Genomic DNA, 22,306 nt, shown 5'->3' on the forward strand with positions numbered 1-22,306 from the left:
GAGGGATCGCGGCCGAGGCCGCCGGGGAGGTCAGAAACGTGAAGTCGAAGGGGTCGCCGAGGAGGTTTCCCGGGTCGGCCTTCTCGGGAGCGGGCCGGACGTCGAGCGCGGGCGAGGCGAGGCCGTCGCCAGATGAGAGCACAGGCGCTCGGTCCAGGCGGGACGCCCGCATGGGGACCCTCACGCGCGGGAACGTGATCGTGACGACCGTCCCGCCGGGCTGCTCGGACTCGATCTCGATGTGGCCGTCCTGGAGGTGGACGAGCCGGCGCGTGATGGTCAGGCCGAGGCCGGACCCCTCATGGCTCCGGGCGTGGCCCGAGTCCTCCTGGCGGAACGCGTCCATGACCTCTGGGAGGAAGGCCTGCGAGATCCCGCGACCGGTGTCGGCGACGCGGAGGACGGCCTGATCGGCCGTGCCCTCCAGCGTGACGAGCACACCGCCGGCATCGGTGAACTTGACGGCGTTGCCGACGACGTGTCCCACGATCTGACGGATGGCCTCAGAGTCCACGGCCGCGGCGACGTCGGGGTCGAGGTCGAGGTCGAACCGGAGCCCCCGGCCCTCGGCCGCCTCAGCGAGCCGCTCCGTCGCGAGCCGGACGTCGGGCTCGAGCCGGGAGACCCGGCGCTCGGCGTCGTACTCGCCGGCCTCGAGGCGCGAGAGGTCGAGCACGGCGTTGAGCGTGTCGAGCAGGCGGACGCCATTCCGCTCGATGAGCCCGACGACCTCGCGCTGGTCCTCGGCGACCTCGCCGGCGAGGAGCTCGGTAAAGCCGAGGATGCCCGTGAGCGGCGTCCGGAACTCGTGGCTCATGTTGGCCAGGAACGCGCTCTTCAGCCGGTTCATCCGCTCGGCCGCGGCCCGGCCCGCCTCGGCGGCCTCGCGGGCCTCGACGAGCTGCGCGAGCGCGATCTCGCGGTCCTCTCGCTCGAGCGCGAGCGCCACGGCGTCGGCGACGGCCGCGGCGAACTCGGTCTCAGACGCGTCCCAGTCGTGCGGCCCGTCGGTCCGGTGGACGGCGACGAGCCCCACGACGCCGCCGTGACGGCGGATCGGGGCGACGAGAAGCGAGCGGAGGCCGTAGGTCTGAACGAAGGCATCGAGGCCGAGGTCCGCCACGCGGGCGTCCGAGGCGGCGTCGGCCACGGCGAGCGCGCGGTGCTCCGCGACGTGGCAGAGGACGGCCGCGAACGCGCCGGCGAAGCCGCCGGCAGGATCGGCGGGTGGCGGGGCATGGAGCGGGGCGCACGGCCGGCCCGACTCGCACAACCAGAACGAGACGTCGGACGCGCCGAGCGTGGCCGCGACGACGCCAGCGGCCGGCCCGCCGAAGGCGTCGGCGCCGTCGAGGTGGGCGAGGTCGACGAGCGCCCGTTGGCGGACGAGGGCGGTCTGGGCGGCGTCGGCGAGGCGGTCCTCGCGCTCCTTCCGCTCCGTCACGTCCTGCAGCACGCCGACGAGCCCGACGGGCTGGCCGGTCGCGTCGAGCCACGGGCGGGCCGAGTTCTCGACCCAGCGGGGGCCCGCGGCGGTCGACATGCGGTAGAGCGCGTGGTAGGCCTCGGCCCCCGGAACGGGGCCACTCGCCAGCCCCTCCCCTTCTAAAACGTCGCGGGTCTCGACGAGCGCGCCAGGGCCACCTGCTGCCTCGATTTCGGCGCGGGTGTGGCCAGTGAGCCGCTCGATGGCGGGGCTGAGGTACTCGTAGCGAGGACCGGCAGGCGTGTAGCGGAGCCGGTAGAGGACGTGCGGCGTGTGCTCGGCGATGGCCGCCAGGCTCGCCTGCGTGTCGCGGAGGGCCTGGACGGCCGCCGCGCGGTCGAGGTGCCCACCGACGTGCCACGCCAGCGCCTCCGCCCCGCGGAGCTCGGTGGCGAGGATCTCTCGGGGCGCCGCGTAGCCCCAGACGAGCACGCCCTCGACGCCGTCGCCGACGCGGACGGGCACGGCGCCGAACGCCGGCACGTCGAACTGGGCCATCAGCCCCGCGACGGACGTCGTGGTGGGCGCGGACGTGTCGGAAATGGCGACGGGCTGCTCGGCGAGCGGCCCGAGGCGCGCGCCCGCCTCGGCGAGCCGGTCGGGCAGGTCGCCGACTGTGGCCGCCAACCGGAACGCGTCGCCCACGAGGAGGCAGGCCCAGGTGGCAGCGGTGGCGTCGAGGAGCGCTCCGGCGGCGGCGCAGTGGATCGTGACGGGGTCGTCGGCGAGCGCGGCGGTGGCCGCGAACGCGGCGACGGCGCGGTACTGGCGGGCGACCGCCCGCTCCTCGCGCCGGCCCTCGACCTCGGCCGTCACGTCCTCCATCGTGCCCTCGTACGCCACGAGGCGGCCGGCCTCGTCGAAGATGCTCCGCGCGTTCTCGCGCGTGTGGACGAGCCCCCCGTCCGGCCGGCGCCACGTCACGACGTGGTTGCGAACCGACCCGGTCTGGGCGATCTGCGCGGCGAACGCGTCGCGCGGGTACCCGAGGTCGGCCTGGACGTCGAGCGCGTGGAGGGCCTCGACGGACTCGACCTGGAGGAGCGCAGCGAGCGCGGGGTTCGCGTAGAGCACGCGCCCCTCGGGCGAGCTCCGGTACAGGCCGATCGGGAGGTGGTCGGCGATGGAGGCGAGGTGAGCCGGCATCGCCCCGGCCAGCGGGGCGTCGTCGGTTCCCGCGGGCGGAGCCCCGGCATCCGCCACAGGGGGCTCGGCCTCGGCAGCCGGCGCGGGGGGCTCGGCCTCGGCGACGGGCTCGGCCGGCTCGCCGATCGACGGGGCCCCGAGCGTGTCGAGAGATTCGAAGAGCGCCGACACCGGGTCGGCAGGCGCGTCCGCCTCGGTCTCCAGGGCCTCGTAGTCGAGGAACAGCGGAGCCCCGCCGAGGGCCGCCTCTTCCGGGCCGATGCCGGACGCCGGAGCGTCGGACGGCGTCCCCTCCGGCGTGGACGGCGCATCCTGAGCGGCATCGGAGGCCTCGACTGGACCCGGCGCCGCAGGCTGCGGCGCCGCCGGGAGCTGCTCGATCAGCGTCGGGAGCTCGGACACTCGGATGGCCACGGCGGCCGTCTCCGTGAGCAGGAGCGGGATCTCGTCACCGACGACGAACATCGGGACGCCGTCTGGAACGTAGACCGCCACCTCGACCTCGTCGACTGGTCCACCCGGCAGGAACACGACGGCGTCCCACGACTCGGCGGCGTCGGGCTCCATGAGCGTGGTCCGGAGGACCTCGGCGGTCGGAGCCAGTTGGCCCATGACGGGGCCACCCTGGCGCACCGCGCCGAGGAGGTCGATGGCCGCCTGCGAGTCGGCGACGAAGAGGATCCGGGGGGGGGAGTCCATGGGTAGGGGTGGGATCAGGGTCCCGCCCCGCAAACGGGATGCCGGATCCCGAGGGCCACGACAGGCGGGCTCTCGGAGCCTCGCCGGGCCCGATTCGTAACGTGCCCGCCCCGATTCGCCCCGATGTCCGCGCCCACCACTCCGACGACCGCGTTTGCCCTCGCTCTCCTCTCCCTTGAGGGCGTCGGGCGCGTCACGGCCCACCGGCTTCTGGAGCGGTTCCCGACGGCCGAGGCCGTCCGCGCGGCCCCGCGCGAGCAGGTCCTCCTCCGTCTCAAGGGCGTCGCCCACGCCGACCGGACCGTCGCGGCCGTCTGTGCCCCCTCGTTCGAAGAGACGCTCGACGAGGCCCGGCGGCGACTCGACGCGCTCCGAGAGCGGCAGATCCACGTCCTCACGCCCGGAGCGCCGAACTTGCCCGCTGGCCTCGACGCCCTCGACCGCGCCGACCGGCCCGTCGTGCTCTACGCCTTCGGCGACCTGAAGGCGCTCGGGTGGCCGTCGCTGGCGGTTCTCGCGGCGGCGCCCCTCGCGGCCGAGCCGTTCGAGCGGGCGCAGGACGTGGCGCGGGCCGTCCTCGGTCGGGGCCGCGGCCTCGTCGTCGGCGCGGCGCACGGGGTGGACCTCGCGCTGCAGAAGCTGTCGCTCGGTGCGGGCGTCCCGGCCGTCGCCGTCGTGGGGGCCGGGCTGGCGCGGCTGGAGCGGTCGATGCGGCCCGGCGCGACGGCGCTCACGCGGGCCGGCGGTCTCCTCGTGTCGCCGTTCCCGATGACCCACGGACCGTTCGAGCACGACGACCGCGAGCGTGCGCTCGTACAGGCCGCGCTTGGCCGTGCCGTCCTCGCCGTGGCCCCGCCGCCGGGCTCGCCGGAGGACCGCGCCGCCGCGTGGGCCACCAGCACGGGCCGCCCCGTCGCGCTCCTCCCCCCTGCCCCGCCCGAGGCCGACTGGGCCGACTCCGCCCACCGCGTTATCGAGGCGGAGGCGGTCGCGGAGATGGTGGCGTGAGGGCGCATCGCCTCCCAGCTGTCGCCCTGGACCCTGTGACAGATCTCGTCTCGGCCTCGGCGACCGTCGCCGGCGTGTGCACTGGGCAGCCGCGCTGGCGTCGAGATCCCTCGCTCCGCTCAGGATGACGGACCACCGAACACGCCGCGCTCCCGTGCCCCACGTCCTCTTCGTGTTCCTCGACGGCGTCGGCCTCGGACCGGCAACGGTGGCGAATCCGTTCGCCACCGTCCCTCTGCCCGCCTTCGAGCGACTGGCGGGCGGCCAGCGGTGGACGGCCGAGGCCGCGCCGATCCGCCAGCCGCGACACGTGTTCGTGCCGATCGACGCGACGCTCGGGCTGGAGGGGCTGCCCCAGAGCGGGACCGGGCAGGCCGCGCTCTTCACCGGCGAGAACGCCGCCGCCGTCCACGGCCGCCACTTCGGCCCGTACCCGCCGACGACCGTCCGCCCCCTCGTCGCGGAGCAGAGCGTGTTCGCACGGCTCGCGGGGGCCGGCCTCCCGACCGGGCGACTGGCGTTCGCCAACGCCTACCCCGACCGGTTCTTCCGGTTCGTCGAGGGCCGGGGCCGGTGGACGGTCACAACGCTGGCGGCGAACGCGGCCGGCGTCCGCCTCCGCCGCGCCGACGACCTCCGCGCCGGCCGGGCCCTCGCCGCCGACCTCACGGCCGAGGGCTGGCGCGCGTTCGCCCCGGACCTCCCGGCGCGGACCGAGGCCGAGGCGGCCGGCCACCTGGCGGCGCTCGCCGAGGGGCATGCGTTCACCCTGTTCGAGTACTTCCTGACCGACAAGGCCGGGCACAGTCGGGACGCCGCGCGCGCCGCCGCCGTCCTCGCCCGCCTCGACGCGTTTCTGGAAGCCCTCCTCGACGCGTTGCCTGACGGCGCGCTCCTTCTGCTCTCCAGCGACCACGGAAATCTGGAGGACCTCTCGACCAAGAGCCACACACGGCACCCGGTCCCCCTCGTAGCCTGGGGCGAGGGCGCCGACGCGTTCGCCGAGGCGGGGTCGCTGCTCGACGTGACGCCCCGGATCGTCGATCTGTTGGCCCAGACACTGTGACCGGAGCCACGAACTCCGGGCGTCTCCTCGTTCGGGAAGTGGCCTCGCTCGGCCCGTATCTTTCCGTCCCCGGATGCCCGGGATCGCCGGAGTGGTGGAACGGTAGACACGGCAGCCTTAGGAGCTGTTGCTCTCACGAGCGTGCGGGTTCGAGTCCCGCCTCCGGCACGACAAGGCCGCACCCCACCACGTCCCCCCGCCCGTGCGCCCGTTCCTCCTCCTGGCCGCCCTCGCCGTCGCCGGCTGCGCGTCCACCGCCGTCCCGGTCGAGCTCGACCCGCTCCCGACCCGCCGCGCCGCCGACGGGCTCCTCCAGCGGCCCGACCTCCAGGCCCTCGTCGACCTCCAGGTTCGCCGCGACGGCGCGGCTCTGGCCGAGGCCCTCGCCAGTCCGGACAGCCTCGTCCGCGCCCGCGCCGCGTTCGCGCTCGGGTCGGTCCAGGACGAGGGAGCCATCGACGCGCTCCGTCTCCGGCTCGACGACCCCGTCCCGGCCGTCCGCGCCGACGCCGCGTTCGCGCTCGGCCAGACCGCCGACTCGTCGGCCGGCGTCGCGCTGGCGATTTCGCTCCGCCGCGAGGCCACGGCGTCCGTCACCGCCGAGCTGTTGGACGCGCTCGGCAAGATCGGCGGGCAGGCGGATCTGAGCGCCGTCCTCGACGCGCCGCTCCCGACCGCGTTGGAGCCCGCGCGCGCCCTCGCCCTGGCCCGGTTCGGGATGCGCGGCGTCGTCAGCGATGCCTGGGCCGGCTGGCTGTCGGCGCATCTCCAAGACGCCGATCCGGGCGTCCGCGAGGGCGCCGCGTATGCGCTGACGCGGTCGCCCCTGGAGGCGTGGCGGAGCCAGGCGGGCGCCGTTCACGCGGCCTTCGACGCCCTCGGAGGCGACCCCGCCCGCGCCGACCTCGTGCGCGCCGTCGGCCGGCTCGAAGACCCGACCGACATCCCCCGCCTCGGCGCCGCGCTGGAGAGCGACCCCGACTGGCGGACGCGCGTGAACGCCGCCCGCGCGCTCGGCGCCTTCGGCGACCAGGCCGCCCGTGCCGCCCTCGCCCGCGCCGTCGACGACCCGAACCCGCACGTGTCGCAGACGGCCGGCGGCGCGCTCGCCTCCGCCGGCGCTACACCCGAGGCGATCGACCTCGCCGCCGCGGTCCTCGCCGATGACGACCGTCCGTGGACGGTGCAGGCGTCCCTCCTTCCGCTCCTCGCGCCGTCGCAACCGGCCGCCGTCCTCGACTGGTCCGATCGTCAGTCCGACCCGTTCGCGAAGGCCGCCGCGCTCTCCGCGCTCGGGGCCTCCGAGGACGGCGCCGTCCTCTCGCGCCTCTTCACGGCCGCCCGCTCCGACGACACGCGCCTCGCCGTGGCCGCGCTCGGCGCGCTCCGCCAGCGGTGGGCCGTCGGCGGGTACGGCGCCCGCCGGTTCTACGAGGCGTTCGCCCACGGTCTCCGCCGCGCCGACCTCGCCACGACGTCGGCCGCCGCGCCCGCCCTCGCCGACTCCGCGTTCTGGCCGCTCGGCGCCGGCGCCCTTCTCCGCGAGGTCTACGCCGACCTCGACGCGCCGACCGACGTCGAGCCGATGGCGGCCATCGTCCAGGCCATCGGGCGCGTCCGCGACGGGGCCGAGATCGACTTCCTCGTCGGCGTCGCCCTCGCCGGGCACCCGGCGCTCCGGGAGGCCGCCCGCGACGCGCTCAACGACCGGCTCACCGAGGGCGTCGAGGTGACGCTCGACGCCGGCGGCTCGCCGGCCACGACCACCATCGACTGGGCCCACCTCGCGAACCTCGGCCCGCGCCCGCGCCTCGTCCTCGACACGGACCGTGGGCGCGTCGTGATCGAGATGGACGCCGAGTCGGCGCCGCAGACGGTCCAGCGGATCACGCTCACGGCGGCCCAGGATCTCTACGACGGCGTCCCGTTCCACCGCGTCGTCGCCAACTTCGTGGTCCAGGGCGGCGACTACGCCCGGCGCGACGGCTACGGCGGGCCGGAGACGGCCATCCGGAGCGAGTTCACGCGCGTCCGCTACGAGACGGGCACGGTCGGGATGGCGAGCTCAGGGAAGGACACCGAGGGCTCGCAGTTCTTCGTGACGCACAGCCCCCAGCCGCACCTCGACGGCCGCTACACGGCGTTCGGACGCGTCGTCGAGGGCCAGGACGTGGTCGACCGGCTCCTCCAGGGCGACCTCGTTCGGGAGGCCCACATCGAGCGCGACCGGTAGCGCCCGCCTCGGCGCGTCGATGGGCAGCGCCATCGTGTCGCCCCGAGCCGTAGAGGTCAGCGAGGGGGCCCCTCCCCCAGTTGAGCGCGGACGACGGCGCCGAGGCGGGCGGGGTCGCGGAGCGGGAGCCGGTACGCGCCGGCCTCCGGGAACGCCTCGCCCGGGACCAGCCGCGCCAGCCGCCGCTGCGCCGCTGGCGTCAGCGCGAGGTCGAGGACGCCGTCGGCTTCGCGGACGCCGCGGATCTCGCTCCAGCTGAGGAGCACGTCCCAGCGGAGGTCGCGGAGGCCCTGCCAATGCGTCTCGACAGCCCACGGCCCCTCGTCCACCGACCGCACCGCCTGCACGATCAGTCCGCCCCCGACGCCCAGCCCGACGCCGACGCCGAGCCACACCGGGGCGAGCCCGCCGAGGACCGTCCCGAACGCCACCACGACGGCGATCCCGAGACCGGCGAGGGCCTGGCGGCTCGCGAGCCCCTCGCGGAGCCGATCCCCCTGGGGCCGCTCCAGCGGCACATGGACCTGCTGCCACGCGCGAGCCGTGCCGCCCGAGCGGCCGCGGCGACGCTCCACCTCGGCCGCCGCTCGCTCCATCTCGGCCACGACGCGCTCCACGTCGAAGCCCGCGTCCAGGTCGTCCGTGTGGAGCTGCTCGAACGCCTCCTTGACTTCGAGGAAGGCCTCGGCCGCCGCCGCATCGCCCGGGTTGCGGTCGGGGTGGTAGCGGAGGGCCAGCCGGCGATACGCCTTGCGAACCTCTTCGGGCGTGGCGACTTCCGTCAGGCCGAGGACGTCGAACGGAGAGCGGATCGCGGTCATGGAGAGGGGCGCAGGGGTGTCCCCCGGCTCCTCACAACCGTGCCGAGGTCAGGCGCGCCCCCTTTGGCCCGCCCTTCGTGTCACCGCGAGTTGACGAGACCGTCGTACGTCCCGAGGTGCGCCGAGTCCATCTCCGAGAGGAGCGCGTAGGCCTGGTTGCGCTGCGGCGAGTCGGCGAGGAGCGAGGCGAGCTCCTGGTACTTCGCCCCGAAGAACACGTCGGTCACGTAGCGCCGGCGGTTGTTCTGCTGATACAGCTCGTGGAGCGCCGTGAGCACCTCGATCGCGTCGGCCCAGGCCTGCTCGTGGCGGACGACGAAGTGGTCGAGCACCTCGAAGTGGTAGTCGTACTGCGCCTGGCGGACCGGCTGGAAGACCGGGTCGAGGAGCTCGTTGACGAGCGTGAACCGGGCGCGGTCCTCGACGCCCTGGCCGAACCACCCTTCCCCCGGCGCCCCGGCCGGCGTCGTCCGCGAGAGCTCGGCGATGCGGCTCGCCCGCTCGAAGAACCGCGTCCCGCCGAGCGGCGAGAACGTGTCGTAGTCGTAGCCGAGGATGAGGTTGGCGTAGTAGTCGAGGACCGACGTGAGCGGGTTGAACCGGTTGGGGTCGTAGATCAGGCTCTGGCCGCGAGCGTAGGCGAACTCCCAGGTGTTGTCGGCCACGCGCATGGTCGTCGTTCGCTGCGCGGTCCCGTAGATGGGCCGGCTGGCCTGGACCACGAGCTGGGCGACGAACGACGTCTGCGAGGGGGCGGCTGTGAACGTGATCTGGATCTGGCAGTCGATCCGCTCCTCGGCCCGGAACACGTCATCGGTCCACGCCCGGTTGTTGACGTAACGGAAGACCTCCTCCCGGAACTCGTCGAGAAAGTCGAACTCCGTCCCGGTGATGGCGTCCCGGTTCAGGGTGATCTGGCAGTTGAGTTCCTGGGCGCGGGCCGGGGCGAGGGCGGCCGAGGCAGCGAGGACGATCAGGAGGGCGAGTCGGCGCACGTGGGAGGTCGTGGAGGAGTAGACCTGTATGTTTGAGTCTCGGGCCCAATCTACGGGGGTCCGTCGCCCGTCCGAACGACGCCAGACGGCAATTATGCGCGCCCTGCTCCGCCTCGCCCCCCTCCTCACCGCCGTGCTCTGGCTGGGGGCGCCCGCGGCGCACGCCCAGTTGGCCGAGGGCGGGGCCCGCACCCTCGCACTCGGGCGGGCCGGTGCCGCCCTCGGAGGCGAGGCGTGGGGCCACGCGAACCCCGCGGCCTGGGCCGGCCTCGGCGAGACGCGCGCGGCGCTCCAGGCGAGCCAGGCGTTCGGGCTCAGCGAGCTCCGCCTCGGCGCGCTGTCGGCCGCCCTCCCCACGTCGCTCGCGACCGTCGCCGTCCACGCCCGGACGTACGGGTTCTCGGAGCGCCGCGAGACGCGTGTCCTCGTCGGCGCCGCGCGGCCGCTCCCGCTCAGCGTCACGCGCCGGCTCGACGTCGGGCTGGCCGTCGGCATTGAGACGGCCTCGACGGACGGCTACGCCAACCACACGGCGCTCCTCGTCCACGCCGGCGTCCAGGGCGACGTGCTGCCCGGCCTCCGCGCCGGCCTCGCCGCCCGGAACCTCTTCGGCCTCGGGCTCGACGACACGGCCGACCTCCGGCGCTCGGCCTCGACGGTCCCCGGCGTGACCGTCGGCGTGGCCTACGCACCTTCGGCCCGCGCGACGCTCGTGCTCGACGCCGACCAGGACCTCGACTTCGGCCTGTCGGTCCGTGCCGGCGCCGAGGTGCTCGCCGTCGAGGCGCTCGCGCTCCGGGCCGGTGTCTCGACGGCGCCCGTCCGGTTCACGGCCGGCGTCGGCGTCCGCGCCGGGACTCTCCGCGCCGACCTCGCCGTTGAGGCCCACGAGACGCTCGGCCTGACGCCGGCCGTCGGCCTAGAGATCGGGCTGTGAGGGGCGGGGCATGAGGCGTCAGGCATCAGGCGTGAGGGGGGCGCGGCCGGTGGGCGCTGGCACTCGCCGCGGCACGGCGTCGCCTCCGGTGGCGAGGAGAACACGGCGGCTCCGCACACCTCGTGTCATCCTGAGGGGCAGCGCGACGAACCGACAGGTCGGCACAGCCAAGCGTCCCGTGTCTCCCGCCGAGGCGCGCCGATGGACGGAGCGGTCGAGTCCGGAGAGATCCTTCGCTCCGCTCAGGATGACAGGATGGACGGGTCGGAGGTTCGACCTGTCCGCGTGGATCGCTCTCCTCCTCTCACTCGCCCTCCCCGCCTCGGCGCAGGTGCCGGCGGACTCGGCCGACACGGAGGTCGATACGGAGGCCCGGTTCGAGGCGCTCGTCGAGGACGACCTCGCGGGCGACCCGACGGAGCTCCTGGAGTTGTTGGCGTCGCTCCGCGACGACCCGCTCGACGTCAACACGGCGACGGCCGAGGAGCTGGCGCAGGTGCCGGCACTCGGGCCCCTCCTCGCCGCCGCGGTGGTCCGCCGACGCGCCGAGGCGGGCCCGTTCACGTCGCTGCCGGCGCTCCGCCAGGTCGAGGGCGTCACGGCCGACGTCTACCTCGACGCCCGGCCGTTCCTCACGATCGGCCCGACGCTGGACGCGGCGGCCGGGCCGGCGCCGCGCTTCCCCGCCGCGCCGTCGATCGGGCAGGTCGTCTCCGGCCTCCGCTACACCGGGATCCAGCGCGTCCAGCGCCGCCTCGACCTCGGCGCCGGCTACGAGGGCCCCGACTCGCTCCGGGCCTACCCCGGCTCGCCCGAGCGGATCTACACGCGGCTCCAGGCGACGTACCGCCGGCAGGTCTCGGTCAACGTCACGCTCGAAAAGGACCCCGGCGAGCCGTTCCGGTTCGACGGCGCGACGAACACCTATGGGTACGACTACCAGAGCGCGCACGTCGCCGTGATGGACGCCGGGCGGATCGACGCGCTCGTCATCGGCGACTACTCGGCCCAGTTCGGACAGGGCCTCGCGCTGTGGCGCGCGTCGGGCTTCGGGAAGGGGCCGGACGCCGTCGGCGGGCCGCTGCGAAGCGGGCGCGGCATCCGACCGTACGGCTCGGTCGACGAGAACAACTTTTTCCGCGGGGCCGCACTCACGCTGGGCGTCGGGAAGGGCCTCTACGTCTCGGCGTTTGCCAGCCGGCGCGCGCTCGACGCCAGCCTCTTCGCGCCTGACACGGCCGACCTGGGGGACCCCGACCTCCCACCTGGCGCCTTCGACGCCGTCGTCACCAGCCTCAGCGCCGACGGGCTCCACCGGACCGACCGCGAGCTCGCGCGGAAGGACGCGCTCGACGAGACGCTCGTCGGCGGCGCTGCGGAGTACCGGATCTCGAACGGCGTGATCGAGGGGCAGGTGGGCGTCGTCGCCACGCGCTCGGCGTTCGGGACGCCCCTCGCGCCCGGCACCCGTCCCGACGAGTTGTTCGACTTCGCCGGCGACGAGGCGACGGTCGTCAGCGCCTACGCCGACGCGAAGACGCGAGCGGGCGTCGCCTTCGCCGAGGTCGCGCGCGGTGCGGGCGGCGGGCTCGGCGCCGTCGGCGGCGTGGGCCTCGACCTCGGCGGCGGCGCGGACCTCCTCGTCGTCGGGCGGCGCTACGCGCCGGACTACGTCTCGCTCCACGGCTACCCGTTCGGCGAGCGGAACGGGGTCGGGCGGAACGAGAGCGGCATCTACGCCGGCGTCCGCCTCAAGCCGTCGCGGGCGTGGACGGTCAACGCGTACCTCGACCAGTACCGGTTCCCGTTCCTCCGCTTCAACGTGCCGCGGCCGAGCCGGGGCGCCGAGGCGCTCGTCCACGTCGAGCACCGGCCGAGCCGCTACGCCCGTGTCTATGCCCAGGCGCGGACCGAGACGCGCGAGGTGTCGCGCGACGCCGACAACACCGTGCCGGGCAGCGTCGTCGGGAGCCTCGGCGAGCAAACGCGCCAGACGCTCCGGCTCCAGGGCGAGTGGGACGCCAGCCGGCGCCTCCGCCTGAGGTCGCGCGTCGAAGGTTCTCGGTTCGAGGACGAGGACCCGGCGGTCGGCGTGAGCACCGGCTCCCTCGTCTACCAGGACGTCCGCTGGCAGATTTCCGAGTGGCTCCGCACCGACGTGCGCCTCACCCTCTTCGACACCGACGGCTACGACGCGCGGCTGTACGCGTTCGAGAACGACCTGACGGGCGTGTTCGCGATCCCGGCGCTCTCGGGCCGCGGCGTCCGCGGCTACCTCCTGTTCACCGCGCGTCCCTCGAGCGGCGTGACGGCCCAGCTCAAGCTGGCGACGACGTGGCTCCGGCGCGTCAACACGATCGGGTCGGGCGCCAACGCGGTCGCGGGCCAGCGCGTGAGCGACCTCGGCGTTCAACTCCGCGTGCGGATCTGACCCCGACCGCCTCGGTGCCGAGGCGGAGAGGACCGACCGAAGCGGGATCGCCGTCCGTCCGGGGTAGGTTCGACGGCCGATGGCCGACTCCCGTCCTCCCCGCTCCCTCGTCGCCTCGCTCCGGCGGATCCTGACGTTCGCGCGGCCCTACCGCCGCCGGCTCGCGGCGGCCATCGCGCTCACGCTCCTCTCGACGGCCGTCGGCCTCGTGGTCCCGCTCGGGCTCCAGGGGCTGCTCGACTCCGTGTTCGAGGCCGAGAACGCGACGCGGCTCAACCAACTGACCCTCGCGCTCCTCGGGCTGTTCGCGGTCCAGGCCGTGCTCGGGTTCGGGGGCAGCTACCTCATGGAGTGGACCGGGGAGCGCGTCGTGACCGACCTCCGGCGACGGCTCTACGCCCACCTCCACACGCTCGGGTTCCGCTTCTTCGCCGACGAGCGGACGGGCGAGATCACGTCGCGACTCACGAACGACGTCTCGAAGGTCCAGTCGGCCGCGACGAGCGACCTCGCGGAGGTGCTCCGCCTGGGCCTCACGCTCGTGGGGTCGGTCGCCATCATGCTCGGACTCAACTGGCGGCTCTCGCTCGTGATCTTCGCCGTCGTGCCGGCCGTCGCCCTCGCGATGCGCCGGTTCGGGGCCGTCGTGCGCCAGCTGTCGCGGACGATCCAGGACCGGCTGGCCGAGACGACGGCCGTGGCCGAGGAGTCGATCTCGGCCGTCCGCGTGGTGAAGGCGTTCGCGCGCGAGCCGTACGAGGTCGGGCGCTACGCCGACGCCGTCGAGGCCCTGTTCGACACGGCCAGGCGGCGGGCCTGGATCGTGGCCCTGTTCTGGTCGGGCGTCGGGTTCGGGTTCTCGGTCGCGCTCGTCGTCATCTTCTGGTTCGGCGGGCGGGAGGTGCTGGCCGAGCGGCTCACGGCCGGCGCGCTCGTCGCGTTCATCGTCTACGCGCTCAACATCGCGCGGAGCGTGTCGGGCGCGGGCCGGCTCTACACGTCGTTCCAGAGCGCGGCCGGCGCCTCCGAGCGGCTGTTCGACCTGCTGGACACCCGGAGCGAGATCGTCGAGAAATCCGACGCCGTGGTGCTGGGCGATGTCCGCGGCGAGGTCGTGCTCGACGGCGTCTCGTTCGCTTATGCCGACGGCCAGCCGGTCCTGCAGGACGTCTCGCTGCGGGCCGCGCCCGGCGAGACCGTTGCCCTCGTCGGCCCGAGCGGGGCGGGCAAGACGACGCTGCTCCACCTCATCCCGCGGTTCTACGACCCCGACCGCGGCGCCATCCGAGTCGACGGCGTCGACCTCCGCGACGCGACCGTCCGGAGCGTCCGCGAAGCCGTCGCGCTCGTGGCGCAGGACGTCCAGCTCTTCGGCGTCTCGCTCCGCGACAACATCCGCTACGGCCGCCTCGACGCGACCGACGCCGAGGTCGAGGCCGCCGCCCGCGCCGCCCACGCCGACGAGTTTATCGAGGCGTTCCCGGAGGGCTACGACACGCCCGTCGGCGAGCGCGGGGTGAAGCTATCCGGCGGCCAGCGCCAGCGGATCGCGATTGCGCGGGCGCTCCTGAAGGACCCGCCGATCCTGCTCCTCGACGAGGCCACGAGCGCGCTCGACGCGGCCTCCGAGGCCCACGTCCAGGCGGCCCTCGCCGAGCTCATGGTCGGGCGGACGTCGTTCGTCATCGCCCACCGGCTGGCGACGGTCCGCGACGCCGATCGGATCGTGGTCCTCGACGCCGGGCGCGTGGTCGAGGAAGGCACGCACGCCGCCCTCGTCGCGGCCGGCGGCCTCTACGCCGACCTCGCGGCCCGCCAGTTCGCCACGGGCGGCGACCTCGTGGACGCGGCGACCGAGGTGGTCTGACCCGCGGCCTCAGGTCTCCCCGGAGGTCGCCGACGACCCGAACCGGCCCCTCCACTTCCCGTTCCGTTCCCCCCATGTCGACGCAGGCTCGCTCCGCACCGCTCGCTGTGGGTACCCTTCCCAACGCACACTCTCCTCCCCCTTTTTTCTGATGGCCCAGCAGTACGACGCCCCGCCCGCGATGCAGATCGACACGGACACCACGTACCGCGCGACGATCTCGACCGACCGCGGCGACATCGTCCTCGACCTCCACCCGCAGCACGCGCCGAAGACCGTCAACAACTTCGTGACGCTCGCGAAGGACGGGTTCTACGACGGCCTCACGTTCCACCGCGTGATCCCCAACTTCATGATCCAAGGCGGCGACCCGACGGGCACCGGCTCGGGCGGCCCCGGCTACCGCTTCGAGGACGAGACGCGCGGCAACCCGCTCACGCACGAGACGGGCGTGATCTCGATGGCGAACGCCGGCCCCAACACGAACGGAAGCCAGTTCTTCATCACGCACAGCCCGCAGCCGCACCTCAACGGCCGCCACACCGTCTTCGGCGAGGTCGTCGAGGGCCAGGACGTGGTCGAGGCGATCCGCCAGGGCGACACGATGACCTCGGTCACGATCGAGGAGGCCTGAGCCCCCGCCCGCCCGCCTCGACACCGAGGCGGGCGCACCTGGATCGAGGAACGGCCTGCGCAGACCGTTCTCTCTAGATGAGAGATCCGGCGGATGTCGCCAGCGGGAGCCTTCTAGATCTCGCCGACCTCGGCACCGCCGGTGTCGTTCTCAGGATTGTCCCCCTCGTGTCTACATCGAGCACGTCGAACGATTCGGCCTTGAGGACCGGGCGAAACAGGAAGCCCTGGAAGCCGGGCGCCGCGGGGTTGCCGCGCGTCACGAACGACCTCTCTACGTCGACGAGCGTGTCGGTCCCGTCGCAGAGGTCGAGGAGCTTGAGTTCTACGGCGAACCGTCGAACAAGACGCTCCGGTGCGAGATCTCGTCGAGCCCGGTCGTGTCGTCGTCCACGTCGCGGTCGGCGGACAGCAACCCGATGCAGGTGATCGTGGTTACGGCAGCCTCGGCGAGATCGAATGGGCAGGGGTCGTCGGTGAGGCGGACGTCAGCTGGGCCTCGCCCCTTGCCGGGTCGGCGGAGTCACAGGCTTGAAGGACCAAACCGAGCGCGATGAGCAGTCCGGCCAGGAGGAATGCGCGCATGGGGGAGTCGGGGGGACGTGCTGTGGTGGGAGGTCGTCAACGGCTAGGATCGTCCGGGATTCCCACCGGCCCAAACATTCCCAACCTTCGGAAGGGCTGACCGGCGTTTCCGAGCCGATTACAGCCATTAGGGACCGTTACCTCACCGAACCATCAGGCGCCATCAGCTCACGGAGGGGCGCTGACGGTGCCAATCCGTGGCCTCCTGGACCGCGTGGGCCAGCCGGAGCGCGTGGTGCTCCCCCCACAGCGGCCCGAGGAACGTGATCGAGTGCGGCTGCCGCCGGTCCTCAAACCCCTCGACGGGAAACAGCCCGTTCGGGATGGCGACGGCGGGGTGCCCGGTCAGGTTCGTGATGAGCAGGCCGGCGTTGCCGAAGCTCGGCGTCACGAGCACGTCGAGGCGCGACATGAGGCCGGCCATGGCCCGCATGAGTTGCGTCCGGATCCGGTTGGCGTTGATGTACTCGACGGCCGGGATGTGGCGGGCGTGGCGGAACACGTTGGGCCACGCGTTCCGCTCCTGACGCACGAGCCGGTCGGTCCCGCGGCTCCGCGTGAGCCCGTCGAACGCCGCGGCGGCCTCGGCCTCGAGGATCAGACTGAGCGCGTCGACCGGGAGGTCGTCGGGCAACGCGACCCGGACCGGCTCGACGCCGAGGCGGCGGAGGACGGCGACCGTGGCCCGGTCTGCCTCGGCGCCCTCGTCGTCCCCCTCGTCCGGGACGATGGTCCCGACGCGGAGGTCGGCGAGCGGGGTGTCGGGGCGGAACGGGAAGGCCGCGTCCTCGCCGGTGAGCGGGCCGCGGATCGCGTCGAACACAAGCGCGGCGTCGACGGCCGAGCGCGTCATGGGGCCGAGCTTGTCCATGCTCCACGACAGCGCCATCGCTCCGTCTGTCGGCACGCGGCCGAACGTCGGGCGGAGGCCGGTCACGCCATTCCGGGTCGAGGGCGACACGATCGAGCCGAGCGTCTCGCTGCCGATGGCGAACGGGACGAGCCCGGCGGCGACGGCCGCGCCAGGCCCAGCGCTCGACCCGGACGCGCCCTGATCGGGGTTCCAGGGGTTCTTGGTGGTCCCACCGAACCACACGTCGCCCCACGCCAGCGCCCCGAGCGTGAGCTTCGCCACGAGCACCGCGCCCGCCGCCTCCAGGCGACGGACCACGACGGCGTCCTCGTCGATCGCCTGGTCGCGGTACGGCTCGGCGCCCCACGTCGTCGGCGCCCCGCGCGCGGCCAGCAGGTCCTTCGCCCCATACGGGATCCCATGGAGGGGCCCGCGATCGACGCCGGCCGCCAGCTCGCGGTCGCGCGCTCGCGCCGTCTCCAGCGCCCGGTCTTCCAGATACGAGACCACGGCCTGCAGCGTCGGGTCGAAGGCACGGAGCCGGCGGAGGGCCAGCTCAGTCAGCTCGACGGACGTGACGGCACCGCTGCGGAGGAGGGCGCCCAACTCCGGGATCGAAGCGAACGCCAGATCTCGGTCGTCCGCCGGCCGCTGTCGGACGTCCGGACGCGGGACCACGGCGCCGAGACCGGGCCCCGGCCGTTCGTCGCCGCTGAGACTCAGGTCGAGCGTGAGCGCCGGCGGAACGCTGTTCGGCGGCTCGGCCTCACGGATCGCCTCCAGGCTCTCCAAGCGCTCGACCACGTCATCGAGCATGAGCGCGCGGTCCTCGGGCGTGAACGAGAGCCCCTGAACGGCCTCGGCGGCCTCGAGCTGATCGACCGTCAGATCGGGTCGCGGTCCGTTGGGAGGCGGCGCGCCGGGGCCGAGACGGTGGGCGTCGAGGGGCGCCGGGAGGGCGGCCGAGGCGGGCAGGGCCGCGCCCACGGCGAGCGCGCCGACGGAGGCGAGGAAACGACGGCGGTCCGGCATGGAGGTGCGGAGGTGCGGAGGTGCGGAGGTGCGGAGGTGCGGAGGTGCGGAGGTGCGGAGGTGCGAGAAGGTGGCCGACCGCGCGCGCGACGTCCAGTCCGAAACGGGGTCCTGCGTCGGATCCATTCAGCCGACGCCCTTCATCATCAGTCCAGCTGCCACGCCTGGGCGAGGTGGCGGAGAAACGTGGCCTCCATCGTGTGGACGACCTCGTCGGCCTCGGCGACCCGGACGAGCGCCGCGTGGGCGCGAGCGAGCGCGTCCGGGTCGAGCGCGTCGCGGAGGCGAAGGACGACCTCGTCCAGGCCGACGACGCTGATCTCGCCATACGCCGAGACGGCGTCCTCCACGAGGTGGCTCAGGTCCTCCCCACTCGGCGACTCGCCGAACGCCTCGGCCAGGAGGTCCAGTTGGCGAACGAGGACGCGGGTCTCGCGCGGGTCGAGGTCGGCGTCGGTCCCGTGGGCGACGACGAGCGTGAGGAGCGCGAGGTCCTCGAGGGGAGACGGGGTGCCCTGGGAGTGGTCGTGAGCCACGGGAGCGGGGGCTGCTTCGTGCCGGTACCTGCTCCCCATCACCCTGTTCCCCACGGGGTAACGGGGTTCCGGGAGCTAGCCGCGGCGCGCGAGGAGCCGGCGCCACCACGGCTGGCCCTCCCGCTCGGCCGCGCGGAGGACATCCATGAGCGCCTCGAACTCCTCGCGGCAGCCGGGGCAGCCCTCGAGGTGCTCCTCGACGAGCGGCAGCGCATCGGCGGCGTCGCGGCCGGCGAGCGATATCTCGGCGAACCGGTCGAGCCGCGCGTCGCACTCACCGCACGACATCTCGTCGGGCCGCGAGGCGAGCGCCTTGGCGACGAGGAGGCGGAGGACGTCGGGCGTGAGGGTCATGGCGAACGTAGACGCCGGGAGGGTCCGGCGGCTTACCGAGGCGGGCTAGGGGGCGCCGCTGTCGAGGAGGTCGTCGGGCGTGAGGCCCCGGTCCTCGAACGCCTTGCGGAGCTTGAGGCGGGCGTCGTGGAGCAGCTTGTAGAGCGCGTTCCGGTTCGTGTCGAGCCGGCGGGCGACCTCGTCGAGGGGCATCCCGTTGAGCACGGCCGTGAGCGCCGTCGACTGCCGCTCGGTGAGCTCCTCGGCGATGAGGCGGCGGACGAGGGCGACGGCCTCGGCGTTCGCCATCGACACGTCGGCGGCGGGCTCGGGGGTCGAGGGCGGGTCGGCGACGACCGCGTCGAGCGGGACGTCCTCCCACCGCTTCCGGCGGAGCTCGCTGAAGGCGAGATGGACCGCCACCTTCTGGGCCCACGTCGTGAACTTGGCGTCGCCGCGGAACTGTCCGGCCCGCTCGCGGACCTGGAGGAGCGCGTCCTGAACCAGGTCCTCGGCGAGCGCGTCGGCGCCGCGGTCGACACGGGGCGCCAGCGTGACGTGGAGGGCACGGAGAAGGACCGGGCGGAGGTCGCGGAGGGCCGCGTCGAGCGCCGGCCCGTCGGCGGCCAAGTCCGCGAGCCACTCGGCGTTGGTGCGGTCGGGGCGGCGGGGCACGGGGTGGGGGGAGCGAGCCGCCAAGCTAGCGTGCGCGGTACCGGGCGGGGATTTCCCCGAGGAACGACGGCAACTCTTGCGCCCACTCGGCATCTACTATATAATTAGTACGACTCAAACCCAACACCCCATGCGCAACCCCCTCACCCCGCTCGGCGGCACCGAGATGGAGGTCCTTCGCGAGGTCTGGTCGCTCGGCCACGCGACGGCCCGCGACGTCCACGACCGGATCTCGGAGCGCCGCCGCCTTGCCTACACGACGGTCATGACCGTCATGAAGAACCTCGCTGAGAAGGGCTACCTCGAGTACGAGACGGAGGGGACGGCCTATGTCTATACGGCGGCCCGGCCGGCCGAGGAAGTCCGCGCGAGCGTGCTCGGCGGCATCCTCGACAAGGTGTTCGGCGGCTCGACGGCCAGCCTCGTCCAGGCGCTCGTCCAGCGCGAGGCGTTGAGCGACGCCGAGCGCGCCGAGATTCGCCGCCTCATCGACGGCATGGACGACGCCCCCGACTCCGATGCCTGACCTCCTCTGGCTCACCGACCTCGGGCGCGCGTCCGTCGCCGCCCTTTGGCTCCCCGTCCTCGCGTGGAGCGCCGTCGCGCTCGTCGCCGAGGCCGCGCTCCGGCTCGGCCGCGCGCCCGCGGCGCTGGCGCTCCCGACTCGGGGCGCCGTGCTCGCCGCGCTGCCCCTCGCCGTCCTCGTTCCCCCCGTCTTGTCCGCGCTCGCGCCCGCGGCGGCCGTGGCCGTCGCCGCGGCCGTGCCCGACGTCTTGTGGCTCCCGGAGGTCGCCGTCGGCGGGCCGGCGCCCGAGATCGAGGCGGTCGGCCCGGCCGTGCTTGACCTCCTCCTCGGCTTCGCCGTCCTCGCGGCCGTCGGCGTCGGGGCCTATCGCGTGGTCGAGCTGTTGCACGCGCTCGTGGGCGTGGCACGGGCCCGGCGCGCGTTCGTGCCGGCCGGCCCCGAGGGGCAGGCCGCCGTCGATGCGGCCCGCCAGCGGCTCGGCGTCGCGCGGCCCGTCGCAGCGGCCGAGGCGCCCCCCGGCGCCGCGCCCTTCACCGTCGGCTGGCGGCGGCCCGTCGTGGCCCTCCCCGCCCGCCTCGACGCCGACGCCCGCGAGGTCGCGGCGGTCCACGAGGTGGCCCACGTCCGCCGCGGCGACTTCGCGTGGCACGCCGCGCAACGCGCCGTCGCGGCCGTGTTCGGAGCGCACCCGCTCGTCTGGACGCTCGGTCGGGGCCTCGACCTCGACCGCGAGCGGGCCGCCGACGCGCTCGTCCTCAACGCCTGCCCCGACAGACGACGGACCTACGCAGACCTCCTCTTCTCGTACGCCGCGCTCCCAGCCCCGGCCCTCGCGCTGGGCGCCGCCCGCGGCTCCTCGTCCCTCAAGTCCCGGATCGACGCCATGACGACGCCTCTCTCCCCTACCCAATCCCGCCGCCTCGCCCGCCTCGGGCGCCTCGCCGGCCTCGCCGTGCTCGCGCTCGTCGGCGGGCTCGCCATGACCACGGCGCCCGCGCCCCCGGACCTCGGAGCGCTCGTCGCGGAGGCCTCCGACCACGACATCGTCCGTTTGGATATCGTTGCCGAACCCGGCGAGCCGCCGACGCTCGTCGCGACGTTGGCTGACGACGCGCCAGATGGGACCCTGGACGCTCTCGCTACCGAGCTGACGGATCCCACGGGCCATGTCCGCATCGTGATCCGTGGTCGCGAAGGCTCGCGGACGGTCTTTGGCCGACCCGATGCGTTCGATCGGGGCGGGAGGTACGCCGGTGTGGGAGGGCGCTCCCTCCGCGTGCTCCCTGACACGACCGAGGTCTATGAGGTCGCCGACGACCAGCCGGTGCTCATCGGTGGGCTCGAAGGGATCCAAGACCGGCTGGAGTACCCCGAGCTCCAGCGTCGGGCCGGCGTCCAGGGGCAGGCGGTTCTCCAGTTCATCGTCGAGACGGACGGGACTGTCGGGGACCTCCGGGTGATCCGCTCGTCCGGCAACGACGGGCTCGACCGGGCCGCGGTCGCCGCCGTCCAGGCGTCGCGGTTCGAGCCTGGCCGGGTCGGCGGGGAACCCGTTCGCGTCCGGTTCGCCGTCCCCATCACGTTCCGCCTGCCGGAGTCCGACGCGCCGGCCGACGACCGCGCCCGCGAGGTCCGCCCCGACCCGCAGGGCGAGGACGGCGTCTATGGCGTCGTGGACGAGATGCCCCAGCTCATCGGCGGTCTCCAGGGGATCCAGGACCGGCTCGTCTACCCGCAGGTGGCGAAGGACGCCGGCATCGAGGGCCAGGTCGTCATCCAGTTCATCGTGAACGAGGAGGGCCGCGTAGAGGACCCGGTCGTGCTCCGTTCGCCCGATGACGTGCTCTCGGAGGCCGCGCTCGCGGCCGTCCGTGAGAGCCGGTTCGAGCCGGGCCGCAACGGCGGCGAGGCGGTCAAGGTCCGGTTCGCCGTTCCCATCACGTTCCGCCTGCCGGGCGGCGACGGCGAGGACCGGGGCTCGCACATGGGCCGCGGCGGCGCCGGCTCGGACCGCGCAGACGGCGTGATCCGGTACTCGGAGCTCGACGTCGCCCTCCTCGCCCCCGGCTCCCGGCAGGCGTTCACGGGCACCCTCCGCAGCGTCCCCGAGATCCTGGCGCGTGGCGAGACGCCGACGGCCGAGGTCGAGGTCGAGTACACGATCGGCTCGAGCGGGCGCGTGGTGGACACGCAGATGTCGGAGGCCCCCCCGGCGCTTCGCCAACTCGCGGCTTTCCTGTTGGGCACGGTCCGGCTGGACCCGGAGCGCCGGCCAGGAACGAGTCGGACGGGCACCTTCCGCCTGTCCTACCAGGCCGACGCCTGACCCCTCCGCCCCGGCGTGTGTCGAGGCGGAGCCCCGCCCGCCTCGGTCGGCTCACGGGCCGGCCGAGGCACGCAACGTCGGATGCGGCGCGCCGTAGGGCCCGAGCGTGTTGGCTTTT

General features: G+C 74.0%; 16 protein-coding genes and 1 tRNA gene. 10 read left to right on the top strand and 7 right to left on the bottom strand.

Going from position 1 to position 22,306, the window contains the following annotated elements:
* Nucleotides 1-3,331 (bottom strand): ATP-binding protein (locus BSZ37_RS17895; RefSeq protein ID WP_143537720.1); only part of this gene is annotated, 3,331 nt, incomplete at its 3' end.
* Between the two features lie 123 nt (nt 3,332-3,454).
* On the opposite strand from BSZ37_RS17895, the gene BSZ37_RS17900 reads away from it, so the two are divergent.
* From BSZ37_RS17900 to BSZ37_RS17915, 4 genes are all read left to right on the top strand, one after another.
* A complete protein-coding gene (locus BSZ37_RS17900) occupies nt 3,455-4,339 on the top strand; it encodes a DNA-processing protein DprA (RefSeq protein ID WP_095511865.1) in 885 nt (294 codons plus the stop codon).
* Nucleotides 4,340-4,493: 154 nt separating this feature from the next.
* Entirely contained in the window at nt 4,494-5,405 is a 912-nt protein-coding gene (locus tag BSZ37_RS17905; RefSeq protein ID WP_218830554.1) for an alkaline phosphatase family protein, read from the top strand.
* Nucleotides 5,406-5,490: 85 nt separating this feature from the next.
* Nucleotides 5,491-5,573, top strand: a tRNA-Leu gene (locus BSZ37_RS17910).
* Between the two features lie 34 nt (nt 5,574-5,607).
* Nucleotides 5,608-7,638 (top strand): peptidylprolyl isomerase, encoded by a 2,031-nt coding sequence (locus BSZ37_RS17915; RefSeq protein WP_095511867.1) that lies wholly within the window; start codon nt 5,608-5,610, stop codon nt 7,636-7,638.
* A 56-nt stretch (nt 7,639-7,694) separates the two neighbouring features.
* On the opposite strand, the gene BSZ37_RS22885 is transcribed toward BSZ37_RS17915, so the two are convergent.
* Together BSZ37_RS22885 and porD are read right to left on the bottom strand one after the other, a co-directional pair.
* The gene (locus tag BSZ37_RS22885) at nt 7,695-8,459 is read right to left on the bottom strand and encodes a J domain-containing protein (protein ID WP_095511868.1); all 765 of its coding nucleotides are present in this window, start codon (nt 8,457-8,459) and stop codon (nt 7,695-7,697) included.
* A gap of 80 nt (nt 8,460-8,539) precedes the next feature.
* Nucleotides 8,540-9,454 carry a type IX secretion system protein PorD gene (gene porD, locus BSZ37_RS17925; RefSeq protein WP_179299743.1) on the bottom strand — a complete coding sequence of 305 codons (915 nt, stop codon included), beginning with the start codon at nt 9,452-9,454 and terminating at the stop codon, nt 8,540-8,542.
* 94 nt (nt 9,455-9,548) lie between these two features.
* On the opposite strand from porD, the gene BSZ37_RS21630 reads away from it, so the two are divergent.
* The 4 genes from BSZ37_RS21630 (at nt 9,549) to BSZ37_RS17945 (ending at nt 15,323) form a co-directional block, all read left to right on the top strand.
* Nucleotides 9,549-10,391 carry a hypothetical protein gene (locus BSZ37_RS21630; protein ID WP_143537722.1) on the top strand — a complete coding sequence of 281 codons (843 nt, stop codon included), beginning with the start codon at nt 9,549-9,551 and terminating at the stop codon, nt 10,389-10,391.
* A gap of 247 nt (nt 10,392-10,638) precedes the next feature.
* A complete protein-coding gene (locus BSZ37_RS17935; RefSeq protein ID WP_179299744.1) occupies nt 10,639-12,822 on the top strand; it encodes a ComEA family DNA-binding protein in 2,184 nt (727 codons plus the stop codon).
* A 79-nt stretch (nt 12,823-12,901) separates the two neighbouring features.
* Nucleotides 12,902-14,689 carry an ABC transporter ATP-binding protein gene (locus tag BSZ37_RS17940; RefSeq protein WP_095511872.1) on the top strand — a complete coding sequence of 596 codons (1,788 nt, stop codon included), beginning with the start codon at nt 12,902-12,904 and terminating at the stop codon, nt 14,687-14,689.
* A 151-nt stretch (nt 14,690-14,840) separates the two neighbouring features.
* Nucleotides 14,841-15,323, top strand: a complete 483-nt coding sequence (locus BSZ37_RS17945; protein WP_095511873.1) for a peptidylprolyl isomerase — start codon at nt 14,841-14,843, stop codon at nt 15,321-15,323.
* 747 nt (nt 15,324-16,070) lie between these two features.
* Here the strand turns inward: BSZ37_RS17945 and BSZ37_RS17950 are convergent.
* The 4 genes from BSZ37_RS17950 to BSZ37_RS17965 all read right to left on the bottom strand — a co-directional run bounded on the left by BSZ37_RS17950 (nt 16,071) and on the right by BSZ37_RS17965 (nt 19,336).
* The gene (locus BSZ37_RS17950; RefSeq protein ID WP_095511874.1) at nt 16,071-17,792 is read right to left on the bottom strand and encodes an amidase; all 1,722 of its coding nucleotides are present in this window, start codon (nt 17,790-17,792) and stop codon (nt 16,071-16,073) included.
* 146 nt (nt 17,793-17,938) lie between these two features.
* On the bottom strand, nt 17,939-18,328 hold the full coding sequence (locus BSZ37_RS17955; protein WP_179299745.1) for a TerB family tellurite resistance protein: 390 nt from the start codon (nt 18,326-18,328) through the stop codon (nt 17,939-17,941).
* 75 nt (nt 18,329-18,403) lie between these two features.
* Nucleotides 18,404-18,682, bottom strand: coding sequence for an anti-sigma factor (locus tag BSZ37_RS17960; protein WP_095511876.1), 279 nt, complete (start codon nt 18,680-18,682; stop codon nt 18,404-18,406).
* Nucleotides 18,683-18,727: 45 nt separating this feature from the next.
* Nucleotides 18,728-19,336 (bottom strand): RNA polymerase sigma factor, encoded by a 609-nt coding sequence (locus BSZ37_RS17965; protein ID WP_143537723.1) that lies wholly within the window; start codon nt 19,334-19,336, stop codon nt 18,728-18,730.
* A gap of 130 nt (nt 19,337-19,466) precedes the next feature.
* Here BSZ37_RS17965 and BSZ37_RS17970 point away from each other — a divergent pair, with 130 nt between their 5' ends.
* Together BSZ37_RS17970 and BSZ37_RS17975 are read left to right on the top strand one after the other, a co-directional pair.
* Nucleotides 19,467-19,862 (top strand): BlaI/MecI/CopY family transcriptional regulator, encoded by a 396-nt coding sequence (locus BSZ37_RS17970; protein WP_095511878.1) that lies wholly within the window; start codon nt 19,467-19,469, stop codon nt 19,860-19,862.
* On the top strand, nt 19,855-22,188 hold the full coding sequence (locus BSZ37_RS17975) for a M56 family metallopeptidase (protein ID WP_095511879.1): 2,334 nt from the start codon (nt 19,855-19,857) through the stop codon (nt 22,186-22,188). The genes BSZ37_RS17970 and BSZ37_RS17975 overlap by 8 nt, the downstream gene beginning before the upstream one ends.
* The last annotated feature ends 118 nt before the right edge of the window (nt 22,189-22,306 follow it).

Origin of the sequence: Rubrivirga marina, from assembly GCF_002283365.1 — a bacterium.
In the GTDB taxonomy this organism is placed as follows: Bacteria; Bacteroidota; Rhodothermia; order Rhodothermales; family Rubricoccaceae; genus Rubrivirga; species Rubrivirga marina.